This is a genomic window from Proteus mirabilis HI4320 (genome assembly GCF_000069965.1).
In the GTDB taxonomy this organism is placed as follows: Bacteria; Pseudomonadota; Gammaproteobacteria; order Enterobacterales; family Enterobacteriaceae; genus Proteus; species Proteus mirabilis.
Genome location: NC_010554.1, coordinates 1,970,727 through 1,989,639 on the forward strand (window position 1 = coordinate 1,970,727; position 18,913 = coordinate 1,989,639).

The following is an 18,913-nucleotide window of genomic DNA, read 5'->3' on the forward strand; positions in this document are numbered from 1 at the left end:
TGTTTTGCGTTATTGCTGACGTTCTAAATGCCATTGCAACGCACTTTTAACCATTAATGTAATAATTGCCATCATGGCAAGTAATGCTGCTGCCGTAAAAGCCCCCACAGTGTTGTAGTCTTGGTGCAAAAGTTCGACCTGTAAAGGCAGTGAATAGGTTTCACCACGAATAGCCCCCGAGACAACAGAGACGGCACCAAATTCCCCTATAGCACGTGCATTTGTTAAAACCACACCGTAGAGCAATGCCCAACGAATATTAGGTAATGTCACTCGCCAAAACATTTTCCAACTACTGGCACCTAATAACACAGCAGCTTCATCCTCTTGGCTTCCTTGGCTCATCATCACTGGGACAAGCTCTCTCACGACAAAAGGACAAGTGACAAATACCGTCACTAATACCATACCGGGCCAAGAGAACATTAACTGAATATCGAATTGTTCCAACCACTGCCCTGCCCAACCATTGCTACCATAAAAAAGTAGATAGAGCAGTCCCGCAACGACAGGGGATACCGCAAATGGGATATCAATCAGCGTCATTAACCACTGACGCCCCGGAAAACGAAAACGCGTAACAAGCCATGCCATACTAATACCAAACAACATATTTATCGGTACAGTAATTAAAGCGATAAGTAGCGTAAGCCAAACAGCATGTAACATATCGCTATCTAGCAAGTTGTCGGTAAATATTTCTATGCCTTTTGAAAACGCAGTCATAAAGATCCACGCAATAGGCACCACTAAAAATAAAATGGATAACACAACGCCTGTAAGGATCAATCCCCATTTTACCCAATCAATTTGGCGACGATAAAGAGAGCGTTGTTGCGCTATATCCGACATTAGTGCCCCCTTAATCGCTTGCCAAAGCGGCTTTGTAATCCATTAATTGAAAACAGTAAGACTAATGAAACCAATAAAATAACAGAAGCGACCGCGCTGGCTGCAGGATAATCAAACTCCTGTAATCGAATAAATATCATCAAAGAAACCACTTCGGTCTGCCATGCAATATTGCCAGCAATAAAAATAACAGCACCAAATTCCCCTAAACTACGCGTAAAAGAGAGCGCAGTACCGGCTAATAACGCCGGAGACAATTCAGGTAACATAACTTTACGGAACGTTTGCCAACGGTTTGCCCCTAATGTTTCAGCCGCTTCTTCATATTCAGGGCCTAACTCTTCTAAAACAGGTTGCACTGTTCTGACCACAAACGGCAAACTAGTAAAAGACATCGCCACAGCAATACCAATCCATGTATTGATCACCTTGATATCAAACTTATCTAACACCAAGCCATACCATCCTTGTGTAGAAAACAACGTTGCTAAGGTCAATCCCGCTACCGCTGTAGGTAAGGCAAAAGGTAAATCCATTAATCCATCAAGAAATTTTCTGCCGGGGAAACGATAGCGCGTAATGATCCACGCTAATAACATGCCAAAAATAGCATTAAAAATACTTGCAACACCGGCTGACAACAAAGTGACTTTATACGCTGCCACGATTTGAGGGTGGGTTATCACCGCCCAATATTGTGCCCAACTCATTTCAGATAACTGCACAACCAGCGCACTCATAGGTAGTAATAAGATCAAACAAGTATAAAAAAGCGTACTACCTAAACTAAGCCCAAATCCGGGTAATACTCGCTTGCTGGCTGTGGCAAACATTATTGGCGTCCTTCTAATAATAATTTATCTAGCGTGCCATCTGTAGCAAAATGCGTTTTCATCACTTGGTTCCAATCACCAAACACATCTTCAATGGTAAATAATGAAGTCGCTGGAAATTGATCTGCTTTTTTCGCCATCACCGCTTTATCATTTACGCGATAGTTAAATTGTGTGATGATCTCCTGCGCTCTCGGGCTATATAAATAATTTAGGTAAGCTTTGGCGAGGTTTTCTGTTTTATTGCGTTGCACATTTTTATCAATCCATGCCACAGGAAACTCCGCTAAAATATCTACAGGAGGGACAATAACTTGATAATCATCTTCACCATATTGCTGGCGAATATTATTTACTTCAGACTCAAAACTAATTAAAACATCACCAAGTCCACGTTCAATAAATGAGGTCGTTGCCCCCCGTCCCCCGGTATCAAATACCGCAACATTTTTAAGTAACTTTGTCATAGCATCACGGGTTTGCGCTTCATTTCCATAAGCTTTTTCAAACGCTCCCCATGCGGCTAAATAGGTATAACGACCGTTACCTGATGTTTTTGGGTTAGGGAAAACCACTTTGACATCTTCACGGGTCAAATCTTGCCAAGAAGTGATATTTTTAGGATTTCCTTTACGAACCAAATAGGCCATTGTGGAATAATAAGGTGAGCTATTATTAGGTAGACGTTGTTGCCAATCAGCAGGAATAAGCTTGCCTTTATCATGCAAAATTTGTACATCCGTCACCTGGTTATAAGTGACAACATCCGCAGGTAAACCTTGTAATATGGCTAATGCTTGTTTAGAAGAGCCAGCATGCGACTGTTTGATAGTGACTTTGTCATCAGGATGTTGAGCATCCCATTGGGTTTTAAAATCACTATTAAGCTGTGTAAATAACTCGCGAGCAATATCGTAAGAGCTATTAAGTAATTGAGCTGCATTTGCATAACTACTCGCAACCAAAGACAATGCAACGGTTGCCTGTAATGCAAAAGTTCGGATTGTTTTGTTCTTCATTATAGTACCCATCAGCGTAAGTCTTATTCTAATGGTTACTCTATCGGCTTTATTTATAACAGTGTAGTTAGCTTTTGTTATTTGATATAACTAATAGCTATTATAAATGGATAAAGAGTGAGATTGCCCAAATAAATAAGCATCATAATGATTTAACTGAAAATAATTCAACATTGAGATATCGAGAAACAACCTCGTCAAAATAAAAACGCCAGCATAGTAAATGATACTGGCGTGGCAAAATAGTAGTGTAACGCTAAGACTTACAGAGCGGCTAATACTTCATAAGAAGGAGCGAAATAGTAGCTACCTGTCACAGGTTTACTCATACGCAGTAAATCATCGTATTTACCATCAACTTCACCAAACATACTGAGTAATTGCTGTTCAATATTATATAAACGGCCACAGTAGGCTAAGAAATAGAGGCCATGTTTACCACTAGCAGTTCCATAAGGTAAGCTATGACGCAAAATCGCTAACTCTTCACCATTTTCTTCAATAGCAACACGGGATACATGAGAGGTAATATTGCGTTCTGATTCATCCAACTCAATGCTCTCTTTTTTAGTACGACCAATCATTTTTTCTTGATCTGATTCACTAAAACGCGCCCATTTTTTTAGGTTATGCTCATAGCGTTGAACCAAAACATAGCTACCACCAGCATCAATACCTTCATTAATTAAAGCAACACCATAGCGCTCGTCACCAACTGGATTTTCTGAGCCGTCAATAAAACCACTAAGATCACGCTCTTCAATCCAGCGGAAACCGTGGATCTCTTCTTCTATTTGGAGCACGTTACCAAAAGCAGCTATTGCAGCTTGCGCTAATGAGAAATTCACATCATGACGCATGGATTGGATATGGATAAGCATATCGCGCTGAGTCGCAGGAGCTAACCCTTTGCCTAATGGACGAAATGGCTTTAACTCTGGCGCACTATTGTTATCTGATAATTTTTTCCAAAGATCTGAACCAAAAGCTACCACGGCACCTAATGAAGCATCAGGATACTGTTTTTGTAATTCACTAAGGGATTGCATAAATTGTTGGCAGCCTTGACGTAGTTGATCAATTTCCCCCACCACCATTGCTTCAATAAATAGACCGAATTTACTATGTGCGACTAAAATACCGCTTTGTGCATGAGACATATTGCTTCCCTAATAAATAATAAAAAACATATAAATTAATGTGGTTTATTATATCCAACATTTATTTTTAGGCTTTGCTATTTAACAAATTTTTGTTAGCAGAAAAGGTAAATATAAAATTATTTTATTAATAACACTTAAAAATAACCTATTTTTGCCAAACAATTTGTGTTACCTGCCAATTTGCTAATGTTTCATCGGGTGGCATCAGACCATCAGGGCCATCCCATTGCCCAGCAAAAACATAGCTCACTGATTTTGCTTGTTCTGATTGGCATTGAATGGTTTTTTGTTTATCGATTTTCGGCCCGTTACTGCACATACCAAATGCTTTTTTATAAATATCTTTAAATGGTGTACCTATTGTCGTTCCCCACGCTGTTTTCGCATTAGGATCAGATACCGTGATTTTATCTACTGTGCCCTTTTCTTGGCCATAAAAAGCCACTTGTACTTTTTCATCTTCAAGTGCTTGCACAATAACTATAATATTGCCTTGTTGCATTTCCATTCCTTGTCGGTAATGGAAACGGCTACCCAACTCTTTTTCGATCGCTTGCTCCGTCACTGCCGTTGAAGCAGTGATATTACCTAATCCATTTGCAGAAACCGTTAACGTCTCATTTGAGAACCAATTCATTGGATTAAGTGCAGAAAAAGACATTCCCCCCATGGATGAACAGCCACTTAATAGCAAGACACTTGTGCTTAAGCACAAGGGTAACCAAAATTTAGGCATTATAAATACTCCATTTCACTTTTTCGTTATAAATTCAATTGATGCTAAGGCAACAAGTTTTTACTCGCATAAAACTAAAATAACTGAATACTTCAGACTAGTTACGACCATAACTCAGCCAAGTTTGTTCCCTTAAATCGACAATATCAGATTTTATCCAGTAAATAAGCAAGGTTAAGTTCTTTTTTATCGAGGCAACATCATGATAGGAAAGAAAGTACAAAAAAAGAAAATCCTCTCTATTAACCGATTAAAATTATCTTAACAGTCAATAAAAGAGGATTTAGCGAAGAATTAAAGATCGAAGTCCTGATCGATAATTAGGCGTTTAGTGTAAGCCGTATTCTCTTGATTTTGATCTTCATAGAGAAGCTTTTCAAACATACAAATAGTGGCATCGTTCTCTTCGGGGATCATTAAAGTAATTTGTGGACACCCTTTTGCAATGAGTTTTTTCTCTAGCCGAGAGATTAGTGCATTGGCAATTCCTCTACCGCGAAACTCAGGATGAACGCCCAAATAGTAAAGCGAGCCACGATGACCATCATAGCCTCCCATTACACTACCGACTATTTCGCCAGCAACCTCTGCGATTAAAAAGAGATCGGGGGAGTGGTTAATCTTTCGTTCAATATCAATTTCAGGATCATTTTCTGGTGAGATCAAGTCGCAACGTTCCCAAAGTGTAATGATTGCCTCAAAATCATCTTGACGGAATACACGTATTTCCATTGTTTTGCCTGTTATCTTTCACAAGTTACTAAATTTATTATCCCTTGTTTACTTTATCAATCAACTTCAAAATGAGAGCATAGGTCATATCGCGTTCCATTTTTAATAAATATGATAAAAACTGTAGGTTATTATGAGTTTACCTGATATTCATCGTGTGCAATCATTTTTTTTGTCGTTGCAAGATAGTATTTGCCATGCTATTGAAAATATAGACCAAAAAGCAACCTTTCAGCAAGATAATTGGCAAAGAGAAGCTGGCGGTGGTGGTCGTACTCGAATGCTCACCCAAGGTGCTATTTTTGAACAAGCGGGTGTTAATTTTTCCCATGTTTATGGAGATGCCTTACCTGCATCAGCCACGGCTCATCGCCCTGAATTAAGCGGTCGTCGTTTTCAAGCAATGGGCGTTTCATTAGTTATTCACCCTCTTAATCCCTATATTCCTACTTCACATGCAAATGTTCGTTTTTTTATTGCTGAAAAAGAGGGAGAAGATCCTGTATGGTGGTTTGGTGGAGGCTTTGACTTAACGCCTTATTATGGATTTGAAGAAGATGTTATCCATTGGCATAAAGTTGCTAAATCTGTGTGTGATCCCTTTAGCCAAGATTATTATGCTCGATATAAAAAATGGTGTGATGACTATTTTTATTTAAAACATCGTAACGAGCCGCGTGGCGTCGGTGGTCTATTTTTTGATGACTTAAACACTCCTGATTTCGATCACTGTTTTGAATTTGTACAACATGTCGGGCAAGGCTACCTGGATGCCTACTTGCCGATTGTCGAAAAACGCAAATCTATACCCTGGGGAGAGCGTGAACGCCAATTCCAACTTTATCGCCGTGGCCGTTATGTCGAGTTTAATTTGGTTTGGGATAGAGGCACGCTATTTGGTTTACAAAGTGGCGGACGTACTGAATCCATTTTAATGTCAATGCCACCATTAGTGCGCTTTGCATATGATTATCGCCCTGAACCTAATACTCCCGAAGCTAAGCTGTATACTGATTTTTTAATTCACAAAGAGTGGGTATAGCAGTTACTGACGCATTAAAACTAAAGCCATTTATTTATTATAATTGGCTTTAGTTTGGTAAAAATTACTGCTTTATTAATTAGTCATTAAATAAAAAGGCGAGTAATCCAGTCACTTTATTTTTATTTTCCCACCCCTCTCCTCTCATACAAATATCAAAATACTGTTTACGCTCTGCTTCATTGGCATCATAACGAGAATAGGAATGATAATTTGAATTAGGAATAGTAACTTCTTTACCATCTACTGTTATCGTTGAAGAAGAAGGATAGCTATAATTTGGCGTTGAACTCAAATAATGCTCAGGGTAGCGTTGTTTTGCTTCTTGCATGCATAGATTTTTAGCGATATCTAAAGGTGTGGGATTTTTCATATTTACTTGCCATTTTTCTGGGGTGGCACAGCCAGAAAGTAAAAAAATAGCAAAACCCATAGTCATTTTTTTCAAAGTAAAAAACTCATTAATACGAATAGTAATCAGTTACAATTTAACTGTTTTTTGAAAAAAATACTTAATTTTTGCTTAAATTGTTTCGATTTCTTTTATGAAAGTATGAAGAATTCATCAATAATTAATAAAAAAACTGAGTCCAGTGAAACGAACTCAGTTTTTATTCTACATTTAACTGGCTATTTAATTTATTTTGATTTCTTTAAATGAGCCATTAAACGCTTACGTTTACGTATTTGCGAAGCTGTTAATTTATTTTTCTTATCCGCATAAGGGTTTTCCCCTTCTTTAAATTGAATACGGATAGGCGTTCCCATCACTTGTAGTGTGCGACGGAAATAATTCATTAAATAGCGTTTATAGCTATCAGGTAAATCAGACACTTGGTTACCATGAATAACCACGACAGGTGGATTATATCCCCCAGCATGGGCATATTTCATTTTTACACGGCGTCCACGAATAAGAGGGGGTTGGTGATCATCCTCTGCCATCTTCATTATGCGCGTCAACATTGATGTACCAACACGACGTGTCGCGCAAGTATAGGCTTCTTGAATCGACTCAAACAGATTACCAACACCACTACCATGTAATGCCGAGATAAAATGAACGCGGGCAAAATCAACAAAACCTAATTTGAGATCAAGCATATCTTTAACTTGTTCGCGATCTTCTTGGGTCATACCATCCCATTTATTGACAGCAATAACTAAAGAGCGTCCAGAATTAAGAATATAACCTAATAAAGAGAGGTCTTGATCTGAAATCCCCTCACGAGCATCAATAACAAGTAGTGCAACATTACAATCTTCAATCGCTTGTAATGTTTTGATCACTGAGAATTTTTCTACCGTTTCTTTTACTTTTCCGCGTTTACGAACGCCAGCGGTATCAATAAGGATATACTCCTTACCATCACGCTCCATCGGTATGTAAATACTATCACGGGTAGTGCCTGGCATATCGTAAACTACAACACGCTCTTCACCTAACATACGGTTAGTCAGAGTTGATTTACCTACATTAGGGCGGCCTACAATAGCTAATTTAACAGGAAGTGTTGTCGGATCGAAATCATCCTCTTCTTCCTCTTCTTCTTGCTCTTTCTGCTCTGCTTCTAAAGCAGCCCAATAAGCGGCATTCTCTTCTTCTTCTGTTAATTCTTTCTCTTCTTCGACGAATTTACCCACAATAGGTAACAACGCTTGCTCAATCAGTTGAGAAACACCACGACCATGTGAGGCAGCAATAGGGAATATTTCCCCTAATCCTAAAGAGTAGAAATCAGCCAAGGCGGTATCAATATCGATACCATCTGTTTTATTCGCCACTAAATAGGTTTTTTTCTCAACACCACGCAAGTGTTTAGCAATACCTTGGTCGGCAGGCATTAATCCTGCTCGCGCATCGACTAAAAATAGCACAATATCGGCTTCTTGAATGGCTTGCAGTGATTGTGATGCCATATGGGTTTCTACCCCCTCTTCTGCACCATCAATACCACCAGTATCAATGATAATAAATTCTTCACCGTCTAATTCTGCACGACCATATTTACGGTCACGGGTAAGTCCAGGAAAATCCGCAACTAATGCGTCTCTTGTGCGTGTCAGTCGGTTAAATAATGTGGATTTTCCCACATTAGGGCGCCCTACTAAGGCAATAACGGGTATCATTTTTTGATGCCTCATAAAAATACAATCATAAATCTGATGGTATTTTACATGTAAATACTAAAAAGACGAAACGGCTCCTTTAAAGGAGCCGTAAAATAATTATATTTGTCAGTGCTTAATTACCGACGATATAGATAAAGTTTACCGTCACGTGCTTGGATCATCAGTTTATCTTGAACAGCCTGTGGACGGCTTAATAAACCTGAGCTATTGACTTTATTTTGAGCAATAAATTTGCCTGTACTGGTATCAATCCAATGGAGATAGCCTTCTGCATCTCCCACCACTAAATAACCATCAACGATAGCCGGGGCGGTTAAATTACGGTGCAGTAGATCTTCTTGTGTCCATAATGTCACACCATCAGATTTGCGCACAGCTAAAACTCGGTCATTTTGGTCGACAAGGTATAGATTGTCACCCAAAAGTACCATGTCATTAACTGAACCTAAATCACGTTTCCAGATGATCTGCCCTGAACGCATATCTAGACTGACTAAATTACCGTTGTAAGCCATGGCATAAACAGTATTTTCATCAATAATTGGCGTAATATCGACATCATTTAAGCGGCTGATCTCAGTAGAGCCTTTCACTTGTGAAATATTTTGCTGCCAAACTAATTGCCCTTGAGATAACACCACCGCACTAACACGGCCATTATCAGCGCCCACAATCGCTGCACCATAAGCAACAGCCGGTGCTGATTCACCACGTACGGATAATGATGGTGTATCTAAGTTGACCGTCCATGATACTTCACCTGTCAGCAAATCAAGCCCTTGCAACATACCGTTACTGGTATGAATAAGCACTAAACCATCACTAACAACAGGTTTGGAAATCGCTTCTCCGGCAACATCTGTTTCCCAATCAATAGAGCCATCATCTGTATTTAAAGCATACACTTTTGCTTTTTCTGTGCCGACAAAAACACGAGTACCAGAGACGGTTAAACCACCGGAAAGTAATGCTGATTCATTAGAGGAGAAGAAACCTTTTTTAGTTGAGAGATCTTGAGACCAAATCTCTTTACCCGTTTCTAATTCTAATGCTTTAACTACCCCATGGCGATCAGCGACATACACAACTGAACCATCCCATGCTGGTGACAAGTGGGAATAGTATTTTCCAATACCATTGCCAACCGATTTGTCCCACACCACATAAGGGGTAAATTGGCTCTGCACCTCAGGCAATGGAGACATTGTCACATTATCCTGCTCACTAGAACACCCAGCTAATAATGCTGATGCTAGTAGACCGATCAGGAGAGTTTTACGCAGTTGCATGTCTGAAGATCCCTTTAATTGGATAAATTATTGAGTTTAAGTTCAACCAATGAGCGAATAGCGCCTGCATTTTCATCATTCAATGCATTACGATAAGCGGCGGCTGCACCTGCGTTATCGCCTTTTTTCGCTAATACATCACCACGGATATAATTTTTCATTCCATCCCATGCTTTACTTTTCACTTGCTCTAATGAAATTAACGCAGCATCAGTTTTATCTAATGCCAGTTGCACACGAGCTAAGCGAAGGTTAAGCATATCTGCAAATGCTTCATTCTTTACCATAGATATTGCTTTAGTCAGGTGAGTTTCACCTTTGGCTAAATCGTTGGCATCAATTGCTAATTGAGCTAACTCTAAAGAGGCTAAAGCACCATAAATATCGTTAGTTTCAGAAACAAATTTTTCGGCTAATGCGATATTTTCAGGCGTTGGTTTCGTTAATGCTTCATTTATTGTTGCAAATTCACCCGCACTTTCTTGTAGACGGTTGGCTTGATGTGATTGCCAATATTTCCAACCCCAAATTCCACCCACGCCAATGACAATAGCGAGAATGATCGTTAAACCATAATTTTTTAAAAACTGTTTAATTGCATCAACTTGTTCGTTTTCGGTGCTATAAACTTCCACAAGTCTCTCCTTAACCTAATAACAGCGTCAATTGTTGGGCCAGTTCGCTACGCGATACAATGGTCTGTTCACCTGAACGTAAATCTTTCACGGCTACTGTGCCAGCGTTAATTTCATCTTCACCTAAAATTAACGCGATTTTAGCACCATGTTTATCAGCACGTCCTAATTGCTTTTTAAAATTGCCTTTACCGTGATTGGTCATTAAGCGCAATGTAGGTAATTGATCACGGATTTCTTCTGCCAGCATTAATGCTGCACTTTGGCTATTATCACCAAAAGACGCAAGGTAAACATCAGCGACATGAGTATCAGCAACAAACTCAGGATTAACCGCTTGAACTAATAAGATCATGCGCTCCATCCCCATGGCAAAACCGACCGCAGGCGTTGGGTGTCCACCTAATTGTTTCACTAATCCATCATAGCGACCACCCGCACATACCGTTCCTTGTGAACCTAATGCACTGGTTACCCATTCAAAAACAGTACGGTTATAATAATCTAAGCCTCGGACTAAACGCTGATTAACACGATAAGTAATACCTACAGCATCAAGTAATGCACATAAACCATCAAAGTGTTCTCTTGATTCGTCATCAAGATAATCGAAAAGTTCAGGCGCATCATTCAATAAAGTCTGAATTTCAGGATTTTTAGAGTCTAAAACACGTAATGGGTTAGAATACATACGACGTTTGCAATCTTCATCTAATTGATCAACGTGTTGCTCTAAAAATGCGACTAATGCTTCACGGTATTTTGCCCGCGCTTCGAGTGAACCAATAGAGTTCAGTTCTAAAGTCACGTGCTCTGCAATACCTAAAGCCTTCCACCAGCGTGCCGTTAACATAATCAGTTCAGCATCAATATCAGGCCCTTGTAGGCCAAATACTTCTGCACCTAATTGGTGAAATTGGCGATAACGACCTTTTTGAGGGCGTTCATAACGGAACATTGGCCCTAAATACCATAAGCGTTGCTCTTGGTTATAAAGTAAACCATGTTCAATTCCTGCGCGGACACAACCTGCGGTATTTTCAGGACGTAAGGTTAAGCTTTGTGCGTCTTCACCTCGATCGGTAAAAGTATACATTTCTTTTTCAACAACATCGGTCACTTCACCAATTGCTCGCTGAAATAGAGGGGTATGCTCTACGATAGGTGTTCTAATTTCACTAAAACCATAACCGGCTAAAATTTGTTTTAGCGTATTTTCGATTTTCTGCCATACCCGCGTATCAGCAGGCAGGTAGTCATTCATACCACGAATGGCTTGGATTTTTTGTGCCACTTTTTTTCTCTAATAGTTATTAATTGATCAATAAACTGATTATAGAAGCGAAAACAATCAGTATTCAATGTGAAATCAATAGTAATACAGACTCATTAGTTAATGAGCCTGTTAATTGCGTGTTATTTATCCAATTGATTTATATTAATTCGGAGGTTGCCGTCAAGCATTGCCGCTTTTGTACGGATTTTCGCCTCTAATAAATCAATCATATTACTATTATCAAGACGCTCTTTTTGTCTTACACCGTCTTCATAAAAACCACTGCGTGTTTTAGCTCCGGTTACACCTAGTGTAGAAACCTCCGCTTCACCAGGACCATTAACCACACAGCCAATAATAGAAACATCCATTGGTGTAATGATATCTTCAAGACGTTGTTCTAATTCATTAACTGTACCAATAACATCAAACTCTTGACGAGAGCATGTTGGACAAGCAATAAAATTGATACCACGAGAGCGAATACGTAATGATTTTAAGATATCAAAGCCAACTTTTACTTCTTCAACCGGATCTGCGGCTAAAGAGATACGTAAAGTATCACCAATACCTTCTGATAGAAGGATCCCAAGGCCAATAGCTGATTTCACTGATCCGGCTCTTGCACCACCAGCTTCGGTGATCCCTAAATGTAAAGGCTGATCAATTTTCTTCGCTAATAAACGATAAGAATCAACAGCAAGGAAAACGTCAGAAGCTTTTACACTGACTTTAAACTGATCAAAGTTCAATTTATCTAAGATATCAACGTGGCGCATAGCCGATTCAACTAGCGCTTCAGGGGTTGGCTCACCATACTTTTCTTGAATATCTTTCTCTAGTGACCCCCCATTCACACCAATACGAATGGGAATATTACGATCCCGGGCACAATCGACAACTTGACGAATACGCTCTTCATTACCAATATTACCAGGATTAATACGTAAACAATCGACACCATATTCAGCAACTTTAAGTGCAATACGATAATCAAAATGAATATCAGCGACCAAAGGTACTTTCACTTGTTGCTTAATTAGTTTGAATGCTTCAGCCGCATCCATAGTTGGTACAGAAACACGTACAATATCCACCCCAACACGTTCCAGAGACTTAATCTGGTTTACAGTCGCTTCAACGTCTGTTGTTCGTGTGTTCGTCATCGACTGTACCGCGATAGGAGCCCCATCGCCAATAGGTACATTACCAACATAAATTCGCGTCGATTTACGACGAATAATAGGTGATTCTTTATGCATTGATTAATTCTCCCATGCTTCCATGCTTGCTCAAATGTATAGTCAGATTAAGCGCTCGGTACTGTTATTTTTGCTATTTTTCCAGTAAAACGGCTTAAGTCAACAGCTTCACCATTAAACTGTAAACGAGTAACAGAAGGTGCGCCTATTTTTAGTTTATAAGGTTGCTCACCATTAAATTCCAAACGGTCACCGGCTTTCTTAATACCATTAAATAAAACTTTATTTTGAGCATTACGAATTTCTAACCAGCATTCACCATCAAACATCAAGACCAGTTGATTTTCCACAATTGGTGCGGGTGTTGAATTGCCTTCAGCAGAATCAGCACGAGAAGTCGTTGATGTGGTTAATGGTGACACCGGTAATGGAACTGTTTTAACTTCTGCCTCAGGTGTGGCGTCTGTTACTGATGGCTCGGCAACCTTATTAGCCTGATTATCTACTAATGGAGAAGCAGGCACTTGTACATTTTCACCCTCAGATGATGGGCTATTATTATCTAAGGTTGATAAAGGAGATTCTATCGTATTGGTGTTTTCTTGCGGACTATTTTGTCCTATGTCTTGCGAAGCCATAGAGACTAATTCTTGTTGATCGGCTTGATGCCCCTGCCACCACCATAAACCGACTAAAGCTATCATTGCTATTACAATAACCCAAGTCAATTTCATCAACCAGCCTTCACGCTTTTTATGACGTTTACCCAATGAGTAATTTTGTGTTGTTGTTACTTTGACTTGTTTTATTGGGGCTTGTTGATCAATTAGACCTAGAATTGCGCTTTCAGGAACACCGACAAGTTTTGCATAAGAGCGCATATAACCACGTAAAAATGTCGGTGCAATACCAGAAGAGATAGTATCAGCTTCAATTTCACATACTGTTGTTAACTTCAAACAAAGTCGATCAGCAACAGTCTGCTGAGTTAGCCCCGCTTTTTCACGTGCCTGACGTAAAAGTTGACCCGCTGTTAATTTCACTTCTTCGGTTTTGTTTTCAGTATTCATTAGCAATCTAGGCACTGTGGCTATTGGATGTTTAACATTGATGAACACGAGAAAATACAGTTTTTAACGTCCTCATCGCGAATTTGGTGATTTTTGGTATTCAGCATGCTGACAAACCAAATAATCTGACGGTATATCCTCAATTAACACATTATTGTTGTTTAATAAATTTTGTTCACAAAGGAAATTACCATAAAACCTTAATACATTAACATTTACTGGCTTCGACTTCATCGCTAATTTGTAATAATCTAGCGCCTGAATAGGATTTCCCAATAACTGGGATGTTAATGCCATTCCTAAATTTGCTTCAGGATGCTCAGGCATCACTGACAGCACTTTTTGAAAATGATATTGGGCTATCTGATATTGTTGCTCAGCCAGATAAGCTTCCCCTAATTGAAGACGAAGAGGCACTGCAACATGTTTTTTATTTGCTGTTGATTGGCAGCCTATTGTCAATAACACCAAGCAGATAGCAACAACCTTTGATGACATCCTTATCATCGTTATCTTCCTTAAATTAATCCATTCTTGCAACTCTCTACTTTGTTTTAAAAACACAGCACAAAGCGAGAGTTACCCACCTCTATCAGACTGCTTTTACTGAAATTGGTTCACCTTGCAGACGTTTTTTCAGAGTACGCTTAGTTCGGTCAATCACATCACCAGCAAGTTGACCACAGGCAGCGTCAATATCATCACCACGAGTTTTACGTACAATAGTGGTGAAACCATATTCCATTAACACTTTAGAGAAACGATCAATGCGACTATTAGAACTACGTCCATAAGGTGCGCCTGGGAACGGGTTCCATGGAATTAAGTTGATTTTACAAGGTGTATCTTTTAAGCACTCTGCTAATTGATGTGCTTGTTCAGTGCTGTCATTAATATGATCAAGCATGACATACTCAACAGTAACTCGACCTTGGTTTGCATTAGATTTAGCAATATAACGACGCACGCCATCAAGAAACATTTCAATATTATATTTCTTGTTAATAGGAACAATTTCATCACGAATATCATCTGTTGGTGCATGCAATGAAATCGCTAAAGCAACATCAACCGCATCAGCTAATTTATCTAATGCAGGTACGACACCGGATGTAGACACGGTGACTCGACGTTTAGATAAACCAAAGCCAAAGTCATCCATCATAATTTCAAGAGCCGGAATAACATTGTTAAGGTTAAGTAATGGTTCACCCATTCCCATCATAACAACATTAGTGATTGGACGACGGCCTGTCTCTTTTAAAGCACCAATAATTTTAGCAGCACGCCACACTTGGCCAATAATTTCAGAAACTTTAAGGTTACGGTTAAAACCTTGTTGTGCCGTTGAACAGAATTTACACTCTAACGCGCAACCCACTTGTGACGAAACACATAACGTCGCACGATCATCTTCAGGAATATAGACTGTTTCAACTTGTTGAGAGCCTACTTTAATCGCCCACTTAATAGTGCCATCCGCAGAGCGTTGTTCTTCAGACACTTCAGGTGCCTTGATTTCGGCAATCTCTTTTAACTTCGCACGCAGCACTTTGTTGATATCTGTCATCTGATCAAAATCATCATAGCAATAATGATATATCCATTTCATGATTTGATCAGCGCGGAAAGGCTTTTCGCCCATAGAGACAAAAAGCTCACGCATCTGTTTACGATTTAAATCTAACAGATTGATTTTTGTTTTTTGATTCACAGTATTTTCTTTAGAAACAGCGACAGAAGCGCTTGGCGCTGGAGTGGTAGATTGGGTCATGACATTGCCTCGTTGTTACACTATGCGGCCTACGTTAATAAAATCTATTAACGGGATACTTATTAATTAATAAAAAGACGCCCCATTAAAGATTAACAGGGCGTCGCATTGTACATTTTTTCGTATACAGATGCTAATAAATTAGCGTGGGCAAATTTCGTTTTCAGTAAAGAAATAAGCAATTTCACGCGCAGCTGAAGCTTCTGAATCTGAACCATGCACTGCATTTTCTGTAAAGCTATCCGCGTAATCAGCACGTAAAGTACCCGCTAAAGCGTTATCAGGATTAGTTGCACCCATTAAGTCACGATGACGTTGGATAGCATTTTCGCCTTCTAATACTTGTACCATGATAGGGCCAGAAGTCATAAACTCAACTAAACCATCAAAGAAAGGACGGCCTTTATGCTCTTCATAAAAACCTTCTGCTTGTTCACGAGTTAAATGCAACATTTTTGCTGCTACGATGCTGAAACCCGCACTTTCAAAGCGGTTATAGATTGCACCAATAACATTTTTTTTCACTGCGTTTGGTTTGATAATAGAAAAAGTGCGCTGAATAGCCATGTATTACCTCAAAATATTGTATTAATAACAACTTATGTTGCCTGTTTTTATCGCAGATCATGGAAAAACAGCTCAAAACCGTATCCCCTGCAAAAATAAGGGATTGATTATAGGGGGATAACAATAAATTGCACAGATGAAATCCCGCTTTTTTTTAAAAAACTGTGGCAAAAAAGTTATAATTTATCGATTTAATCACATTTTTTACCTTCATTTGATTAAACTCTGCACTTATTTAACGAAAACTAAAATTCACCATATCCGTTTGACCGCTAAGATCAAGCACCGAAAGTTGGTATTTGCCACGTTTTTCTAATAAATAAGAGAACGTTGCCCCATTTTCAGTTTTACCGATTTGTTCACCATTTAAAAACCACCACTGCATACCACTTCCCCCTTGTGTAGAAACCGTTATTTCAAGCTGAGTTTCACCAGGCAATGGACGCAATAAATCCCCTTTTCTTATCCCAGAGATATACAAGGGGATCATATCTTCTTTAATCGGTGGACATGTTAATGAAATTGGTGGTAATCGTTTTGCTCTACGCTCTTTTTCAGGCAACCAAGCATCTAATGCTATCGGCCATAGAGCAATATCCTTTAATTGAGCACCAGGACAATTAGGCCCTGTACGTTTTCCTTCTTTATCTATCCATACTTTTTCATTGATGCCTAAAATGCCCTCTTGGCTTTCATTCAATAGTGTTGGGGGAATAGTATTATCAAGGATCCAGCTTCGTCGACTGACTCGACAGTTGCTATCTTCTTTAGGCAAAGCTTTTCCCGTTGGCCAACAAATAGCTGCGGCTGAGACACTATTTGGCCTAGGATCAACAGGAGGCCGCTGTTTATTTTGATAAAAATAACTCGTCAATAAATTATTAACTTGATTCATTATCGGTACAGCGGTTGCAAATCCAAACTGCCCCGCAACAGGTGTGCCATCAGGTCTCCCCACCCAAACACCAATGGTATAACGCGCATTAACGCCTATCGACCATGCATCACGATAACCATAACTTGTGCCTGTTTTCCAAGCCAAAGGAACAACCGCTGAAATAGCACTATCAGGACGAGGCCGTGCCTCTCCTGCTAAAATTCGCCGAATGATCCACGCAGCACCGGGTGACATTAACATACGTTCATTGATGGTTTGCTCTGGCGTAAAACGTAACGGCGCTGTTTTTCCATGCCTTGCAAGCGCACTAAAAGTCGCCACTAATTGATCCATTCGTGTTGCTGTTCCTCCTAAAATAAGCGCTAAATTAGGTTCAGAGCCATAAGGAAAACGCATTTCAAGGTGATTATGTCGCAACTTAGCTGCAAATTTTTTTGCGCCATAAGCTTCTATTAATTGAACGGCAGGTAAATTTAATGAACGACTAAGGGCTTCACTCGCACTCACGGCACCGTTAAATCCAGTATCAAAATTACCAGGACGGTAATCTTCAAAACGGCGCGGAACATCTTGTAATAGTGATTCTGCATGGATCAATCCTTCATCCAAAGCAAGACCATAAATAAAAGGCTTTAAGGTTGATCCCGGCGAACGCCATGCACTTATCATATCAACATGCCCAAAGCGTTGATTATCATTAAAGTCTGCCGATCCAACATAGCCTTTAACACTCATATCCGTGTGATCGACCACAAGTATTGCCAGAGAAGTTTTATCGGCTAGCTGATATTTCCACTGTTTGGCTAGCTCTTCTAGTTGTCGCTGAAGATTAATATCAATCGTGGTTGTGATCACCGGCGCTTTTTGCTCGTTATACATACGCCGAGCCAATAACGGCGCGAGTTGGGGCGTTTGTCTTGGTGCAAGTAGCACTTGCTCTTGCTTTATTTCAGCCACTTTCTCTTTGGGCCAAATTTGATATTCCGCTAATCTATCTAATACTTTATCCCGTGCAGCTTGAGCACGCTCTGGATACCGGTCTGGCCTTAAACGACTGGGTGCTTGAGGTAATACCGCCATTAATGTTGCTTCACCTGCTGATAAATCAGCGGGAGATTTACCTAAATAGGCCCAACTTGCAGCGCCAATCCCTTCTAAAGTGCCACCAAAAGGTGCACGGTTAAGATAAATTTCTAAAATCTCATCTTTCGAGTAATACCATTCAAGCTGTAATGTCCGCCATAATTGTTTTAATTTTCCCCCTAAAGTCCGTGAGTGGGGGTCAATCAAACGCGCAACTTGCATTGAAAGCGTACTACCTCCAGAAACAATTTTTCCCGAGCTTAAGTCTTGCCATGCGGCACGTAAAATAGCTATAGGGTTAACACCGAGGTGCTGATAAAACCAGCGATCTTCATAAGCTATCAAGGCCTGCAAATATTCAGGGGAAACATCAGAAAGGGTAACGTGATAACGCCATATTCCTTCTTTATCAGCAAAACGCCAAAGTGGTGTTCCATCTTCAGCCGTTACTATGGTGGCGATTTGAGGCTCGGGATCTGGCAGTGGCCAGATCTTATCTGCTATCCATAGCAATAATGGTGTTACTAATAGAAAAATAACGCTCGCGGCGATTAACCGCTTATATCCTAGTTTCATTCAATCACTCAAAGGAAAAAGCCCTTTCCGAAG

At 39.8% G+C, this 18,913-nt stretch carries 18 protein-coding genes; 1 reads left to right on the top strand and 17 read right to left on the bottom strand.

What is annotated here, in order from left to right; translation table 11 throughout:
- Positions 1-9 precede the first annotated feature (9 nt).
- From cysW to PMI_RS09070, 6 genes are all read right to left on the bottom strand, one after another.
- A complete protein-coding gene (gene cysW / locus PMI_RS09045; RefSeq protein WP_004243804.1) occupies positions 10-852 on the bottom strand; it encodes a sulfate/thiosulfate ABC transporter permease CysW in 843 nt (280 codons plus the stop codon).
- Positions 852-1,685 (bottom strand): sulfate/thiosulfate ABC transporter permease CysT, encoded by an 834-nt coding sequence (gene cysT, locus PMI_RS09050; protein ID WP_012368120.1) that lies wholly within the window; start codon positions 1,683-1,685, stop codon positions 852-854. The genes cysW and cysT overlap by 1 nt, the downstream gene beginning before the upstream one ends.
- Positions 1,685-2,716 (bottom strand): thiosulfate ABC transporter substrate-binding protein CysP, encoded by a 1,032-nt coding sequence (cysP, locus tag PMI_RS09055; protein ID WP_004248426.1) that lies wholly within the window; start codon positions 2,714-2,716, stop codon positions 1,685-1,687. Before cysP ends, cysT begins: the two co-directional genes overlap by 1 nt.
- Positions 2,717-2,967: 251 nt before the next feature.
- Entirely contained in the window at positions 2,968-3,864 is an 897-nt protein-coding gene (locus PMI_RS09060; RefSeq protein WP_004243807.1) for a Dyp-type peroxidase, read from the bottom strand.
- Positions 3,865-4,012: 148 nt separating this feature from the next.
- Positions 4,013-4,603 carry an RpoE-regulated lipoprotein gene (locus tag PMI_RS09065; protein ID WP_012368121.1) on the bottom strand — a complete coding sequence of 197 codons (591 nt, stop codon included), beginning with the start codon at positions 4,601-4,603 and terminating at the stop codon, positions 4,013-4,015.
- Positions 4,604-4,897: 294 nt separating this feature from the next.
- Positions 4,898-5,335 carry a GNAT family acetyltransferase gene (locus tag PMI_RS09070; RefSeq protein WP_004243811.1) on the bottom strand — a complete coding sequence of 146 codons (438 nt, stop codon included), beginning with the start codon at positions 5,333-5,335 and terminating at the stop codon, positions 4,898-4,900.
- 133 nt (positions 5,336-5,468) lie between these two features.
- Between PMI_RS09070 and hemF the strand changes: the two genes are divergently transcribed.
- On the top strand, positions 5,469-6,377 hold the full coding sequence (gene hemF, locus PMI_RS09075; protein ID WP_012368122.1) for an oxygen-dependent coproporphyrinogen oxidase: 909 nt from the start codon (positions 5,469-5,471) through the stop codon (positions 6,375-6,377).
- Between the two features lie 79 nt (positions 6,378-6,456).
- Here the strand turns inward: hemF and PMI_RS09080 are convergent, their stop codons facing one another.
- The 11 genes from PMI_RS09080 to pbpC form a co-directional block, all read right to left on the bottom strand.
- Positions 6,457-6,816 (bottom strand): hypothetical protein, encoded by a 360-nt coding sequence (locus tag PMI_RS09080; RefSeq protein WP_223232020.1) that lies wholly within the window; start codon positions 6,814-6,816, stop codon positions 6,457-6,459.
- Between the two features lie 200 nt (positions 6,817-7,016).
- Positions 7,017-8,507, bottom strand: a complete 1,491-nt coding sequence (gene der / locus PMI_RS09085) for a ribosome biogenesis GTPase Der (RefSeq protein WP_012368124.1) — start codon at positions 8,505-8,507, stop codon at positions 7,017-7,019.
- A gap of 119 nt (positions 8,508-8,626) precedes the next feature.
- Positions 8,627-9,799: an outer membrane protein assembly factor BamB gene (gene bamB / locus PMI_RS09090; protein ID WP_004243816.1), complete on the bottom strand. Its 1,173-nt coding sequence runs from the start codon at positions 9,797-9,799 to the stop codon at positions 8,627-8,629.
- A 14-nt stretch (positions 9,800-9,813) separates the two neighbouring features.
- Positions 9,814-10,434: a YfgM family protein gene (locus PMI_RS09095; protein ID WP_004243818.1), complete on the bottom strand. Its 621-nt coding sequence runs from the start codon at positions 10,432-10,434 to the stop codon at positions 9,814-9,816.
- A 10-nt stretch (positions 10,435-10,444) separates the two neighbouring features.
- Positions 10,445-11,728 (bottom strand): histidine--tRNA ligase, encoded by a 1,284-nt coding sequence (gene hisS / locus PMI_RS09100; RefSeq protein ID WP_004243819.1) that lies wholly within the window; start codon positions 11,726-11,728, stop codon positions 10,445-10,447.
- Positions 11,729-11,850: 122 nt separating this feature from the next.
- On the bottom strand, positions 11,851-12,972 hold the full coding sequence (gene ispG, locus PMI_RS09105; RefSeq protein WP_004243820.1) for a flavodoxin-dependent (E)-4-hydroxy-3-methylbut-2-enyl-diphosphate synthase: 1,122 nt from the start codon (positions 12,970-12,972) through the stop codon (positions 11,851-11,853).
- A 47-nt stretch (positions 12,973-13,019) separates the two neighbouring features.
- Positions 13,020-13,982: a cytoskeleton protein RodZ gene (rodZ, locus tag PMI_RS09110; RefSeq protein ID WP_004243822.1), complete on the bottom strand. Its 963-nt coding sequence runs from the start codon at positions 13,980-13,982 to the stop codon at positions 13,020-13,022.
- A 72-nt stretch (positions 13,983-14,054) separates the two neighbouring features.
- Positions 14,055-14,489, bottom strand: a complete 435-nt coding sequence (locus PMI_RS09115; RefSeq protein WP_004243824.1) for a hypothetical protein — start codon at positions 14,487-14,489, stop codon at positions 14,055-14,057.
- Between the two features lie 85 nt (positions 14,490-14,574).
- On the bottom strand, positions 14,575-15,756 hold the full coding sequence (rlmN, locus tag PMI_RS09120; RefSeq protein ID WP_004243825.1) for a dual-specificity RNA methyltransferase RlmN: 1,182 nt from the start codon (positions 15,754-15,756) through the stop codon (positions 14,575-14,577).
- Between the two features lie 141 nt (positions 15,757-15,897).
- Complete coding sequence (gene ndk, locus PMI_RS09125) at positions 15,898-16,323, bottom strand: nucleoside-diphosphate kinase (RefSeq protein ID WP_004243827.1); 426 nt, start codon at positions 16,321-16,323, stop codon at positions 15,898-15,900.
- A 235-nt stretch (positions 16,324-16,558) separates the two neighbouring features.
- Positions 16,559-18,880: a peptidoglycan glycosyltransferase PbpC gene (gene pbpC, locus PMI_RS09130; RefSeq protein WP_012368125.1), complete on the bottom strand. Its 2,322-nt coding sequence runs from the start codon at positions 18,878-18,880 to the stop codon at positions 16,559-16,561.
- Positions 18,881-18,913 lie beyond the last annotated feature (33 nt).